Below are 13,232 nucleotides of genomic sequence, written 5' to 3' on the forward strand. Positions count from 1 at the left end.
TTAACATTACTTTGTGAGAGATTTTCTGAACAATATATAATCGGTATTTTTACTATTCCAGAGTGGAATCATAAGAACCTGACCGAGAAAGCTCGGCCAGGCATATTACTAATTAGTATTTTAAATCAAAACGATCTGCTTGCATTACTTTAGTCCAAGCCTTAACGAAGTCTTGCATAAATTTCTTTTGACCATCGTTAGCAGCGTAAACTTCAGCGACAGCTCTTAGCTCAGCATGGGAACCAAAGACTAAGTCAACAGGAGTCGCAGTGTACTTAACCTTTCCAGACTTTCTGTCCACACCATTGTATAGTCCAGGAGTACTTGATTTAACCCACTTATTGTCCATCGTTAGAAGATTTACAAAGAAGTCATTTGTAAGTTTTCCAGGACGACTTGTGAATACACCATTTTTAGATCCATCTGCGTTTGCATCAAGAGCGCGCATCCCACCGATAAGAACTGTCATTTCAGGAACTGTTAGACCTAACATATTTGCTTTATCAATAAGCATATATATAGGAGTTCTTCCAGACTCTTCTGTGTAGTAGTTACGGAAAGCATCTGCTTTTGGCTCTAAGAAAGCAAAAGATGTTACATCTGTTTGTCTCTGAGTTGCGTCCCCTCTCCCTGAAGAGAATGGAACCTTAACTTTGTTACCAGAAGCCTTCTCGATTGCAGCAGCTCCCCCAAGAACAATTGTGTCAGCTAAAGAAACTCCATGTCTTTTACTAATTTTTGAAAGCTTAGCAATCACTGCATCAACGTTTGAGGCCTTATTAATTGCCCAATCTTTTTGTGGGGCCAGACGAATTCGTGCACCATTTGCACCACCACGCATATCAGTTCCACGATAAGTAGAAGCTGAGGCCCATGCAGTTCTAACAAGATCTGATACAGACAGACCCGATTTTAAGATATCAGACTTAACTGCAGATGCTGTTGCATTAGAGATCTTCTTTCCTTTCGGAGTTGGATCTTGCCATTTAAAAGAAGTTTTTGGAACTTCCTTACCAATATAGCGAGCTTGTGGCCCCATATCACGGTGAGTAAGTTTGAACCATGCTTTAGCAAATGCGTATTCAAATTTCTTTGGATCATCTAAAAAGCTCTTAGAGATTTTTGCATATGCAGGATCTTCTTTAAGTGCAATATCTGTTGTGAACATGATTGGTGCGTGACGCTTATCTTTTATGTGAGCATCTGGAACCATATCAGCTGCGCCTTCATCAGTTGGAATCCACTGATGTGCACCCGCTGGAGATTTCGTAAGCTTCCACTCAAATGCCCATAGATTATCTAAGTAACCAGTTGTCCATTGAGTAGGTGTTGCATTCCAAGCACCTTCAAGACCAGAAGTAATTGTGTCTTCTGAGTGACCCTTTCCACACTTGTTCTTCCAACCAAAACCTTGATTCTCAATTGGTGCTCCGGCAGGATCTTTTTCTAAACAGTCATCTGGTTTATGAGCACCGTGTGCCTTACCAAAAGTGTGTCCACCAGCGATAAGAGCAACTGTTTCTTCATCATCCATTCCCATTCTTCCAAATGTTTCACGAATATCTTTTGCAGCAAGTAATGGATCAGGATTTCCGTTTGGCCCTTCAGGGTTTACATAAATTAGTCCCATCTGTACTGCGGCAAGTGGTCTTTCAAGATCGCGCTCACCTTTATATCTTTTGTCACCAGCAAGCCACTGAGTCTCTGGTCCCCAGTAAACAAGATCAGCTTCCCAATCGTCTGTTCGGCCACCGGCAAAGCCGATTGTTTTAAATCCCATATCTTCAAGTGATACGTTACCAGCAAGAACCATTAAGTCTGCCCATGAAATTTTATTTCCATATTTCTTTTTAACTGGCCAAAGTAATCTCCTGGCCTTGTCTAGTGAAACGTTATCTGGCCAACTATTAAGTGGTTCAAAACGTTGTTGACCACCACCGCCGCCTCCGCGACCATCATGAGATCTATATGTTCCAACACTGTGCCATGCCATACGAATAAAAAATGGCCCATAGTGACCGTAATCTGCTGGCCACCAATCTTGGGATGTTGTTAATGTTTTTCTGATGTCTTTTTTCACTGCTGAAAGATTTAGTGATTTAAATTCTTTTGCATAATTAAACTTAGGACCTAATGGACTTGACTCGAGAGAGTGCTGCCTAAGTGGTGTTAAATCGATTCGGCTAGGCCACCAAAAGTTATTCGGCTTGGCTTCACCGCTTGCAAATTGCTGTTTCATATTATCATTTGAGTTCGATGCACAACTCAAAAGCGTTACTGCAGCAATTAACAAAGGTAGTTTTCTTTTCATATTTGGCTCCTTTGAAAATCTATGTTTTCGATGCAATCAGTATCGATGAAAGACAGATGTAAAGATAATATATTTTGTCTATATCAGGATAGATTTTGACTATGGAAGCTCAAACTTAATTTTTCTTAACTATCACCGCAACAGGTCAATTAATTAAACAAGTATTCGAATTTATTGATATCTTTCGGAGGAAGCATAGAGTTGAGATAGTGACGATAGTGCTCAATATGGCTATTCATGTCGCTTATGAGGTAGAAGAATTTTTCTTTAAATTCTCGACATTTTAGATAGGTTTTCCATTCTCCACGCTCAAGAGAGTCTTCAACTTTTTTAAAAAAGTTGATCTGCATTTTCTTTAATTCTTCATTGTGAAAGAACATATGGCCATGCTCAAGATCATGTAGAAAAAACTCTAAACAATCTTCACGCATGAGTATCGGTTTAAAGTTTTCTTGCTCAATTAATGTCACAGGACGAATCCCCTGTGCCTGAAACTTTAAAACTTCATATGGTGATGGAATATAATCGAGAAGTTCAAACTCCCATTGATTATTCCCCCAATGCATTAGAGCATTGAGGGCCTTTGCTTTAACTTTTTTGAAGTTAAAAGTTTTTAAAATAGATAGGTAGTCTTCATGTGTTGATGCAGCCTCAATAGCAGCGGCCAATTTACGATTAGGATATTTCCTTTCGTGATTTACGAGAAAAAATAATAAAGCACTACTCGCTTGACTCATAAATGATTACTTTTTCGTTTTCTGCAGTTCAGCTAATTTCTTCGATACATGATCTGCATCTAACATTGGATCAACATCGCGATCAATTGCTACAATCTTTAAACTTGGATCAATAATAAAAGTCCATCTTTTTGAAATATTAAATACGGCCATCTTTGCACCAAACTTCTTTGTCACTTCACCTTTTTCATCCGAAAGAAGATCGAATTGCAGAGCATGCTCTTCGTGAAAAGCAGCTTGATCTTTTACAGAGTCCATACTGATCCCATAAACCTCAGCACCTAATTTTCTAATTGATTTAATGCTGTCGCGAAAGGCACATGCCTGCTTAGTACAACCAGGAGTCCCCGCCTTTGGGTAAAAGTAAAGAACAGTCCACTTTCCTTTGCGTGATACGATTGAAAAGTTTTTGCCTTCATGATTCTTTGCTGTAAATTCTGGCACACTTTGACCTAATTTAATTTCTTCCCCATGGGCAAAAGAGAACATGATACACATTGCAATAAATAAACGACTGATTACTTTCATAATTCCTCCAGAAATTAAAAATTGGTTAAGTTTATCTCTCTTAACTATATATACGCAATAAACTTCAAAACAGATCACATAAACATAAGTTCTTTTTAAGATTTGATAGTGCTATAATCACGGCATGACTGATAGACAAATTGAATTCCATTCAAAATTTGGCACGATTTATATTTGTGCTAATGAAAACGGTGTCTCATACCTGGGTTGGCAAGAGCAAGATTTTGATGGTCCTCATTACGAAGACGACGAGAGGATTGTAAAATATCTCAATGAGGCCCACGATCAACTTGAGGAATACTTTGCAGGTAGTCGTAAGAAGTTTTCAATTCCTCTAAGTATTAGCAAGGGAACAGATTTTCAAAAACAAGTTTGGGCCCAGCTTCTTGATATACCCTACGGTGAAGTTACAACCTATTCAGAAATTGCAAATAAAGTTGGTTCCCCCAACGCTGTGCAAGCAGTTGGTAGTGCCAATGCTAAAAATCCAATTTGTTTAATAATTCCTTGTCACCGCGTCATAGCCAAGTCGGGCGAACTTTCAGGATACGTTGCAGGAGCACAAACTAAAGAGGCCCTTCTCAATCTTGAAGGTACCTTTATATAGACGAAAACGCAGGGCAATGCTAAATTATTCCCTATGAATAATGAAGTAAAAGAAAACAAAAAAGACATGCGTCCAAAGCAGGACATTCCAACAATCCTATCTCGTGTAAGTCGACCAAAGAAAGCTGTTATTACAGCAGGTATGCCATATGCAAACGGGCCAGTTCACATTGGTCACCTAGCAGGTGCCCACGTACCAGCAGATATTTACTCGCGTTGGATGAGGCTACTGATTGGTGATGATAACGTACTATTTGTTTGTGGTACTGACGATCATGGATCAACAAGTGAAGTAGCTGCAAAGAAACTTGGTAAAACAACACAAGAGTTCATTAGTGAGGTTCATGCAAAGCAATCTAAGACAATGGAGCGCTACTCAATCGGTCTTGATACTTATACAGGAACTTCAAGAGAAGAGAATTACGAAGCTCATAAAGAACTTTGTCAGGATTTTCTTAGAAAAATGCACGCTAATGGAATGCTAGATAAGAAAACAAGTCAGCAATGGTTTGATCCAAAACTTAATATGTTCCTACCTGATCGCTATGTTCAGGGTGATTGTCCAAATCCAGACTGCTCAAATACTAAAGCATATAGTGATGAGTGTGATGTTTGTGGCAAAAACTACGATCCACATGAGTTAAAGAATCCTGTTTCAGCTGTAAGTGATGCGACACCAGAGCTTAGAGATACTGATCACTGGTATCTAAATATGTGGAAAGTAACTGACCAACTTATTGAGTGGCTAAATACAAAGCAGAAGACTTGGAGAAAACCTATTCTTCAAGAAGCATTTGGTACAGTTTATCCATGTGTAACTTTCACAAATAAATCTGAGCCAGCATATAAAGAAATTAAAGAATCTCTTCCAACTCATAAAAGCCGTTATGCTCCAGGAAGAAAAGTTCTAGTTCAATTTGAAAATCTTGCAGATCTTGCAACAGGAAAGAAAATTCTTGAAGATGCAGGAATTGAGTGTGAGCTAAATGATGGTTGGGCACATAGAGCAATTACTCGTGATGTTTCATGGGGAATTCCTGTTCCGACAGATATTGAGCCAGGTATGGAAGGTAAAACTTTATATGTATGGCCAGAGTCATTAATTGCACCGATCTCATTTACAAAAGTTGCCCTTAAAAAGAAAGGACTTGATCCAGAACTTCATAAAGAATTTTGGACTGATCCAGAAGCAAAGGTTTTCCAATTCCTTGGAACTGATAACGTTTTCTTCTACGTTCTTATGCAGGGAGCGATGTGGTTTGGTGTTCAAGAAGACCCAATGAGACAAGCAGTTAAAGGTGAATTCCAACAAACTGATGTCTTCTCTAATTTCCACCTACAAATTAATGGTGAGAAAATGAGTAAGTCTAAAGGAAACTTCTACACAGGTGATCAGCTAATTGATGAGATGGGATATACAGCAGACCAAGTTCGCTACTTCCTATCAACTCTAAGTCTTTCAGAGAAAGCATCAAACTTTGATTTTGAAGTTTTCAAAGCAAAGAATGCATTCCTTGCAGGGCCAATGAACGCTTCATTTGAAAAACCAATCTCTGCTTGTCATAAGCAATTTGGTGGCGTGGTTCCTAAGGGTGAGCTTATTGGTAAGACAGAAAAAGAAACTCTTAAGATTGTTCAACAGTATACGAAATTCATGGAAAAGGGAGAATACCCAAAAGCACTTGGTGCCCTTGAAAACTATGCTCGTATTATTAACGGACTATTTAATCAGTATAAGCCTCACGATGACCGCTTTGATGAGAAAGAAAGAACTGATGCTCTTTATTCTTGTTTCTACATTCTAAGAAATATCTTAGTAATGCTTAGGCCATTTGCGCCGGAGACAATGGAGAAGCTTCGCGTATCTTTAAATCTTCCTGAGAGTGTTTACTCGATTGATGAGCTTGCAAAAGACTTCCCTGCAAATCATAAAATTGGGGAACAAGCAGAATACTTCCCAGCAGTTGATGCTGAGTAGAGATAAAAGAAAAGGCCTCGTTTGAGGCCTTTTTTGTTAATCAATATCTTCAAGCTGAGTTTTAATTTTATTTTTTAATTGTTCAAAATTAATATCTTCAATTTCAACAATCATCCCTTCATCAATTTGTCTTGCTTCCACATCGTCAAGATCGTCGCTATCAGCAACGCCGATAACTTGCTCAAGTGCAATTGACATATCTCTGTGAACAAATGGATCGAGCTCATCAAGGCCTGCTGCAAATGTCGTCCCCACGGCCGTTCCCGATGGTACACCAAAGAAGAACCCACCAACAGCGGCAACACCACCATCAAGACTCACACCTGTTCCAATATAGTAAGCGGCCGTAGCCTTTGCTCCAATAATCAACCCAAGATAAGCAGAAACTGCTAAGATTGCGACATCAGCACCGGCGGCATAAAGAGCGTGGCGTCCATTCATATCGGCCATCTTCTTAATGTCACTTCTTGCAAATGTTCTGTAATCAGAAAAGAGGTTGCGGCATTTAAGCTCTTCTCTATTCCCATGACATTCTTCGAAGATATAACGGTCATTAACAATTTCCGTTGCCTTAATATACTTATAAGGAGTCTCTTCGGCCTGAATAAATGTCGCGGCTTGATTTAGTTGTGAGAGTAAAAGAACTCCCGTTAGAACAATTTTCTTTAGTTTTGGGCTTAGTGTTTTCATAGCTTAAATTTATCAAAAAAATAGATCGAGATAAGCTATAAGGTAAGATTTCTAATGGGTGAATAATTCTTAGTCACCGGTGTAAGTATCTGAAACATGGCCATCAACAAGGAAAATCTCTCGATCTGCCATAGCAGCATAATCAGGATCGTGAGTAACCAGCGCAATTGTCGTTCCCTTCTCTTTATTAGTTTCTTTTAAAATATTCATCACAATCTCAGCATTTGCCGTATCGAGATTCCCCGTAGGTTCATCCGCAAAAATATAACTTGGCTCCATAATAAGGGCCCTAGCAATAGCAACTCGTTGCTGTTCACCACCTGATAGTTGCCCTGGAAGCTTATTACGAGTATGTGGAATATTGAGTTTTTCAAGTAGCATATTTGCACGAGGCTCATACTTTTTTAAGAGACCAAGATTTCGAGGAGGTAATAGAATATTTTCTAAGGCCGTCAGCTCAGGAAGTAAGTAGTGGAATTGAAAAATAAAACCAATGTGGCGATTTCGAAACTCATGAATTTCATCAACACTCATATGAGTAACATTCTTTCCATCAATATAAATATGGCCAAATGTTGGTTCATCGAGGGAGCTAATAATATAAAGAAGGGTTGATTTTCCACTTCCAGAACGTCCTGAAATAGAAACAAACTCTCCCTTATTTATCTCCATGGAGATATTGTGAAGAATACGTTGTGGAGGATCACCAAACTCTTTAACTATACTTTCAGCTTTTATCACTACTCGCCCCTTATGATATCAATTGGAGTCATTCGACTTGCTGATAGAGCAGGAAGAAAGCTTGCAACCAGTGAAGCAACAAGGGCCGCAACAAATGCAATGATATACGTTGAAGGTGTATAATCCATAAGTAAGTGATTATCGCCACCAATATTTATATTTAACTCAATACTTTCGACAGCTCGACAAATGATGAATCCCAGGATTAGCCCAACAACTCCACCACTTACACCAAGGAATATGCCTTGATACATAATAAGCTCAAGAATTCGTTTGGGGCCATAGCCAATAGAGCGAAGAATAGCGATCTCCTTTCGCTTTTGGTTAATCATAATTGTTAGAACATTATAAACCCCAAAGGCAGCTACAATGAGAATGGCAATTGTAATAAAGTAGCGAACTATATCTTGCATCATTATCATTTCCATAAACATGGGATTAGACTCTTTCCAGTCTTCAACTTTATCATGGCTTAATAGAGACCACTGATCAGCAAGCTCTTGTGACTTATTCATGTCGAATAGTGAAACTGCTATTTCAGAGACTCGCCCAGGTGTCTTATTAAGTTTTTGTACATCTTCAAGGTGAGAGAATGCTATGGACTTATCTGCTCGATCATCTCCGAAAGAAAAGAGGCCTACGATTTTAAATGAGTTTTTATGTGTTAGGCTTCCCGCTATGACCTCTACATACTGACCAACACGTGCTCCAATTTCTTCAGCAGCAGCGGCACCAAGAATGATCTTATTTCCTCCACTGGCAAGTGACGAAAAATCACCTTCCACCATGTAATCAGGAATATCACTAATTCTGATTTGTCGTCTGGCATTTGTTCCAATGAGCCCCATACTGTGAGTAAGATCACCACGCTTTAACATAACCTGTATTGTTAAGCGGGGGCTAAAGTCATAGACATCTGGATGATGAGAAAGACGATCGGCCCAGCCTTGATAATTTTCTAATTTTGATTCACTTCTCTTTCCATATGGAGGAGTTATCCAATCAACTTGTTTATTTTCATAAAACCACTTATTAACAAGAGGACGATCAATAAGATCTTCTTTTCCTGAAATCAGGATATGAGCGGTATTATTTAAAAGGGCCTTAATGATATACTGCCTAAGTCCTAGTTGAATCCCTGAGATAGCAACGTAGAGCATCGTACCGAAACTAATACCTAACAGAATAAGAAGAGTTTGCTTCTTTTTAGAAAATAGTTGCTTCATCGACAAGAACAGCATGACTACCTCTTGATAAAAAGTAGATCGGAAAGCTTAATATCTCCAGAGATAACCTCAACCCACATTCCATCATTATTTCCTGTAACAACTTCGACTTTTTCCCTCTTCTTATCTCGCATACGAAGAACCTTTCCGTTACTTATCGCCTTTACAGGTATTAGAAGAACACCTTTTTTCTTTCCAACTTCTATTACTACGTCCGCAGTCATGCCTGGAAGAATACTTTTCTCCAACCCCTTCACCTCGATGCGCGTGATGAACTCTCCTTCCCTTGGATATATTGTTTTTACATAACCTTCATATTTTCTTTGGGACTGGCTTTCAAAAATAATTCTTGTTTTTTGATTTGGGATAACTCTCAGTGCAGCTTCTTGCTCTAATGAAACTTCAATAAATTTTTCATTAAGATTTTGCATTCTAAGAACTGTCACTTGTGGAAGTACAACTTCTTTTTCTTTATTTGCAACGAGAGTAACCGTACCATCAAAAGGTGCTTTAAATAGAACACGGCCATCGAAGCTAACAAGGCGGTCACCTTCTTTAACTTTTTGGCCTTCTTTTACATAGAGTTTTTCGACAAGAGATAAGACTCCAATTTTTACATTAAACTCTTTATCTGTATCGACTCGTCCGAGGCCATAAATGGCCTCCACAACATCACCCTTTTTAGGGGAGATTAATTCATAATTATTTTTAAAATAGAAAACTCTTAAAAGTATCGCAGAGACGACAAAGATAATGACGATTATAAATATATATATCTTTTTCAAGCAATACTCCTAGGGTACACGTTTTTTATTTATTTTCGCATACCCTAGTGGCCAATATCAAAAGAAATTTTGACGTTTAAGATAAGCAATTAAATCTTCACTATATTTAAGATGGGACTCTTCTGTATATTTCGCCTGTGTATAGACTTGGGCCAAATTCTTTGCTCCGACATCTTTAATCATTTGATTTAATCGTGGGTTGTCACGATAACGCTTCATCCCCTCGACTTCTCTTTCTCGATATATTTCTAGCACTTCTTCATCTGAATATTTATGATATTTCTCATAATGAACGAGAGATTCAAGTGGAAGCCTCTTTCTTAAATCAGGTGCCTCATCTGGATAGCCTAGAGCAAAGCCTACGACAGGAACGACATTCTCAGGCAACGCTAAGATCTCACCAATTTCACCAGCACTGGCCAACGTTGTCCCCATATAACAGAGTCCCATTCCAAGACTTTCAGCTGCTAATGCCGCATTCTGACTAGCGAGAATGGCATCAATAGAAGCAATCATAAAGCTCATGTAATTATCAAAGTTATTGGCCGCCTCACTTAATTTAAGCCACCTTCTCATACGATAGAAATCAGCACAGAATGTTAAAAAAATTGGAGCATCCATTAACATACTTTGCTCAAAGTGGGCCTGGTACATCTTCTCTTTCATTGCTCTATCTTTTGTCACAACAACTGAGAAGGATTGCATATTTCCAGAGCTTGATGCGCTTGCTGCTGCACTTAGAATGAGTTCTAAATCACTTTGTGAAATATCCTTATCAGAAAATTTTCTAATTGAACGATGAGAATGTAATTGTTGAATAAAGTCATTCATGGCACGAATCCTCTCTTCTAATATAGTTCGTATTTGTAAAATCACTTTGTCCTAATATAACAAAGCATAAAATAATCTTTTTCATGATTACCTCTTAAATTTTTTAAAAAAATAGATCGAAATTTATTATTAATTAATAATGTGTGAAAGGCGCACTAGCGCCACCAAAGGATAGAAATAGAGATTGCATAACGGCAAAGTCGACAATTCATTTTCACAAAATAGAATTATCAACTTTATCCGTAAACAATTTCTTTCTTACAAGAACTCTCTTTATTTTGCTTTTCTTTCAAAATAAACGAGATCAATGAAAATCGAAGTCGCGAGAATAATTTTCTTCTCCTGCTCCGTTAGTGTCTGACTCTTTAAATCAATGGCAAAGTTGTCTCGATCAGTAAACATCTCTGAAAATAGTCCAGAAAACTTTTTCAACACAAGTGCAACCTCTTGCCCTCGAGAATAGAAAGGATAAGTCCATGGCTTCCAAATTGGTGAGCGCATTTCCATAATGACATTTCCCTGAGCATCCAAGACATCAAATTTCTTTGTTATTAAAGAAAATCTTTGCTGAAGAGAACCAATCAACTGCCCATTCAGATCCTGTATTTCAAGACGCTGAAAAAAGAAGCAAAATGGATGCTTAGCAATCATATACTCATTACGAGCTTGGTCAAAGAAGTGCAGATCAAAAGTCCTCCAGTGACCCAGGAACTGGCGCATGATAAAGCCAAGGAATCCCTTTTGTTGTTCTGCCGCATAGCCAATAGGGTTTTGCGCCTCATCTAAGAATTGATACTTATTTCTTGTTTCATAGCCCAAAAGCTCCCAATTCTCTCTAACTTGCTGTACCAATAGCTTATTATGCTGATTTAAATCCATTTCTTTCCTCATATTCTTAATAAATTAAGAACAGATTTTAACATAACTTCTGTGCTAACTTGTTACTTTCACAAGAAAAAGTACGAATCTCTACCCTTACATTACTTCAAATTCATCTAAATATTATTGAACTCAGTTTATTAATGCGGTAAATCTATAATGACTTCAATTAGTTAGGAAAAGAATGAATTTAAGAATAAATCCGAAAAGACCTACAGAGAGTATTAAAGATATCTTGAGAATTATGGATTATACTCTTGGACCGTTTGCAATGCTCTTTGCAATTTGTGTGGGTGTTTACGAATATCAAATCTCACAAAGACTAAATAGCTTCTTTGGAATCTTCGCTTTCCTTATTTTCAATCTCACAATTTCTCAAATAAGTATTCGAGTTAAGAACTCTCTATATATTGAAATCTTCAGACAAGTTTTTGCAATTTGTGTCCTATGTCCTTTTGCAATCTATATCGTTGATGGGCCATTTTCACCGTTCTGGTATCTCTACCTCATTATGATCGTTGCCAGCAATAATATTTTCTTTGAAGTTACTGGTAAACATATCTATAGTGGACTTATAACTCTCTTAGCTATTATTAGCTATGTTACTTCAAGTTACTTACTTCTTGATGAGCCAGAAACTTCTCTTATCATAATTCATTCTCTGACTATGATTATGTTAAGTCTGCTCTTCTACAGACTTCTTAGTCTTGTGGATCGCACTTATCGAAGTGAAGTGAATAAGTCGATTGCCTTACAGGAAACAATGGATAAGCTTAATAGCACTAAAGAAAATCTTATCTATAGTTCTCGTCTAAGTGCAATTGGTGAAATGGCCGGTGGAATCGCTCACGAAATTAATAATCCTTTAACAGTTATTTACGGCTCAATTTATCAGATCAAGCGACTTCTAAGTATCGGTGAGATGAATAAAGAGGCGTATGATATTCATATCAATCGTATCCTAGATACAATTGATCGAATTACTCGCATTATCTCTAGCTTGAAAGTTGTTTCTCGAGAGAGCGGTGAGATAAAAAAAGAAGTTATTCCCCTTAGAGATATTATTATTGATGCGACGGCCATTTGTTCAGAGAAGTTTAGGGCCCATGGGGTTATACTTAAATTTGATCTCGACGACGATGCCTTTAACATAAAAGTAAATGTAGATAGAGTCCAATTATCTCAAGTCTTCATTAATCTTTTAAATAACGCTTATGATGCCGTTGAAGGAAGTGAATCTGCTTGGATTGATATCTCCGTAAAAAATACAGAAGATTCCGTTTTAGTTTATGTAATGGATTCTGGCCCCGGAATCAATCTTGATCTTCGAAATAAGATTTTTGAGCCATTCTATACATCTAAAGAAGTTGGGAAAGGAACGGGATTAGGACTATCGATTTCAAAAGGGATTTTAGAGAAGCATCAAGGGGAATTATTCTTAGAACCAAATAAGAAAACAACTTGCTTTGTGATAAAGATACCCAAAGCAAGCTGAATTATTTCTAAATTAGAAACAAGCAATATACGAATCGCCGATGCTACCTAGAATCTTACTTCCAGACTCATCGAAAATATTTCCATAAGAATTACCACCATCGCAGCTATCTTCAACAGTTACTACGATTGTGTACACAGTGCCAGTTTGTGTCGCCTCTACTCTTCTAAGCTCTAGGGCGTCTGCACAGTACTCATATTCGAAATCTGCTAATTCTGTATACTTAGCAAATTCCTCTCTTGATAATTTTGGCAGTCTCTCAGAGTAAACTTCAGTGTATTCATCACGATCATAGCTTGATGCAAGATCAACATTATTCAACTCTGGACAGGCCATGACCGAGCTTAAAAGAATAACTGATAAAAGAACAACAACTGATTTCATAACGACCTCCACATAAACACAGGCTTTATTTACCGCGAGGC

Annotated in this window: 13 protein-coding genes; 3 read left to right on the forward strand and 10 right to left on the reverse strand. The window is 37.9% G+C overall.

Annotation, left to right across the window (positions count from 1 at the left end; all coding sequences use genetic code 11):
- Positions 1-112 precede the first annotated feature (112 nt).
- From katG to ACMAYX_RS08675, 3 genes are all read right to left on the reverse strand, one after another.
- Positions 113-2,239, reverse strand: a complete 2,127-nt coding sequence (gene katG, locus ACMAYX_RS08665; protein ID WP_368667184.1) for a catalase/peroxidase HPI — start codon at positions 2,237-2,239, stop codon at positions 113-115.
- A gap of 221 nt (positions 2,240-2,460) precedes the next feature.
- On the reverse strand, positions 2,461-3,048 hold the full coding sequence (locus ACMAYX_RS08670) for a hypothetical protein (protein ID WP_412470307.1): 588 nt from the start codon (positions 3,046-3,048) through the stop codon (positions 2,461-2,463).
- 6 nt (positions 3,049-3,054) lie between these two features.
- Positions 3,055-3,576 (reverse strand): peroxiredoxin, encoded by a 522-nt coding sequence (locus ACMAYX_RS08675; protein ID WP_103217949.1) that lies wholly within the window; start codon positions 3,574-3,576, stop codon positions 3,055-3,057.
- A gap of 124 nt (positions 3,577-3,700) precedes the next feature.
- Here ACMAYX_RS08675 and ACMAYX_RS08680 point away from each other — a divergent pair, with 124 nt between their 5' ends.
- Positions 3,701-4,183 carry a methylated-DNA--[protein]-cysteine S-methyltransferase gene (locus ACMAYX_RS08680; RefSeq protein ID WP_412471732.1) on the forward strand — a complete coding sequence of 161 codons (483 nt, stop codon included), beginning with the start codon at positions 3,701-3,703 and terminating at the stop codon, positions 4,181-4,183.
- Between the two features lie 33 nt (positions 4,184-4,216).
- Entirely contained in the window at positions 4,217-6,160 is a 1,944-nt protein-coding gene (locus ACMAYX_RS08685) for a methionine--tRNA ligase (RefSeq protein ID WP_412471731.1), read from the forward strand.
- 36 nt (positions 6,161-6,196) lie between these two features.
- Here ACMAYX_RS08685 and ACMAYX_RS08690 read toward each other — a convergent pair whose 3' ends face one another.
- From ACMAYX_RS08690 to ACMAYX_RS08715, 6 genes are all read right to left on the reverse strand, one after another.
- Positions 6,197-6,850, reverse strand: coding sequence for a hypothetical protein (locus ACMAYX_RS08690; RefSeq protein ID WP_412463380.1), 654 nt, complete (start codon positions 6,848-6,850; stop codon positions 6,197-6,199).
- A gap of 69 nt (positions 6,851-6,919) precedes the next feature.
- Entirely contained in the window at positions 6,920-7,591 is a 672-nt protein-coding gene (locus ACMAYX_RS08695; protein WP_199177540.1) for an ABC transporter ATP-binding protein, read from the reverse strand.
- Positions 7,591-8,832: an ABC transporter permease gene (locus tag ACMAYX_RS08700; RefSeq protein ID WP_103217945.1), complete on the reverse strand. Its 1,242-nt coding sequence runs from the start codon at positions 8,830-8,832 to the stop codon at positions 7,591-7,593. The genes ACMAYX_RS08695 and ACMAYX_RS08700 overlap by 1 nt, the downstream gene beginning before the upstream one ends.
- Positions 8,833-8,834: 2 nt before the next feature.
- Positions 8,835-9,602 (reverse strand): efflux RND transporter periplasmic adaptor subunit, encoded by a 768-nt coding sequence (locus tag ACMAYX_RS08705; RefSeq protein ID WP_103217944.1) that lies wholly within the window; start codon positions 9,600-9,602, stop codon positions 8,835-8,837.
- A 57-nt stretch (positions 9,603-9,659) separates the two neighbouring features.
- Positions 9,660-10,433, reverse strand: coding sequence for a nitroreductase family protein (locus ACMAYX_RS08710; RefSeq protein ID WP_392993212.1), 774 nt, complete (start codon positions 10,431-10,433; stop codon positions 9,660-9,662).
- 273 nt (positions 10,434-10,706) lie between these two features.
- Positions 10,707-11,312, reverse strand: a complete 606-nt coding sequence (locus tag ACMAYX_RS08715; RefSeq protein ID WP_158246863.1) for a phospholipid scramblase-related protein — start codon at positions 11,310-11,312, stop codon at positions 10,707-10,709.
- 184 nt (positions 11,313-11,496) lie between these two features.
- Between ACMAYX_RS08715 and ACMAYX_RS08720 the strand changes: the two genes are divergently transcribed.
- Positions 11,497-12,807 carry a sensor histidine kinase gene (locus tag ACMAYX_RS08720; protein ID WP_103217941.1) on the forward strand — a complete coding sequence of 437 codons (1,311 nt, stop codon included), beginning with the start codon at positions 11,497-11,499 and terminating at the stop codon, positions 12,805-12,807.
- Between the two features lie 12 nt (positions 12,808-12,819).
- On the opposite strand, the gene ACMAYX_RS08725 is transcribed toward ACMAYX_RS08720, so the two are convergent.
- Positions 12,820-13,191, reverse strand: coding sequence for a hypothetical protein (locus tag ACMAYX_RS08725; protein WP_392993215.1), 372 nt, complete (start codon positions 13,189-13,191; stop codon positions 12,820-12,822).
- Between the last annotated feature and the right edge of the window lie 41 nt (positions 13,192-13,232).

It is taken from the genome of Halobacteriovorax sp. RT-2-3 (assembly GCF_047085075.1).
Classification (GTDB): Bacteria; Bdellovibrionota; Bacteriovoracia; order Bacteriovoracales; family Bacteriovoracaceae; genus Halobacteriovorax_A.

Excerpts from the sequence above, each read along its gene's own strand:
- katG (WP_368667184.1), bottom strand. The coding sequence starts at position 2,239 with ATGAAACAGCAATTTGCAAGCGGTGAAGCCAAGCCGAATAACTTTTGG.
- ACMAYX_RS08670 (WP_412470307.1), bottom strand. The coding sequence starts at position 3,048 with ATGAGTCAAGCGAGTAGTGCTTTATTATTTTTTCTCGTAAATCACGAA.
- ACMAYX_RS08675 (WP_103217949.1), bottom strand. The coding sequence starts at position 3,576 with ATGAAAGTAATCAGTCGTTTATTTATTGCAATGTGTATCATGTTCTCT.
- ACMAYX_RS08680 (WP_412471732.1), top strand. The coding sequence starts at position 3,701 with ATGACTGATAGACAAATTGAATTCCATTCAAAATTTGGCACGATTTAT.
- ACMAYX_RS08685 (WP_412471731.1), top strand. The coding sequence starts at position 4,217 with ATGAATAATGAAGTAAAAGAAAACAAAAAAGACATGCGTCCAAAGCAG.
- ACMAYX_RS08690 (WP_412463380.1), bottom strand. The coding sequence starts at position 6,850 with ATGAAAACACTAAGCCCAAAACTAAAGAAAATTGTTCTAACGGGAGTT.
- ACMAYX_RS08700 (WP_103217945.1), bottom strand. The coding sequence starts at position 8,832 with ATGCTGTTCTTGTCGATGAAGCAACTATTTTCTAAAAAGAAGCAAACT.
- ACMAYX_RS08710 (WP_392993212.1), bottom strand. The coding sequence starts at position 10,433 with ATGAATGACTTTATTCAACAATTACATTCTCATCGTTCAATTAGAAAA.
- ACMAYX_RS08715 (WP_158246863.1), bottom strand. The coding sequence starts at position 11,312 with ATGGATTTAAATCAGCATAATAAGCTATTGGTACAGCAAGTTAGAGAG.
- ACMAYX_RS08720 (WP_103217941.1), top strand. The coding sequence starts at position 11,497 with ATGAATTTAAGAATAAATCCGAAAAGACCTACAGAGAGTATTAAAGAT.
- ACMAYX_RS08725 (WP_392993215.1), bottom strand. The coding sequence starts at position 13,191 with ATGAAATCAGTTGTTGTTCTTTTATCAGTTATTCTTTTAAGCTCGGTC.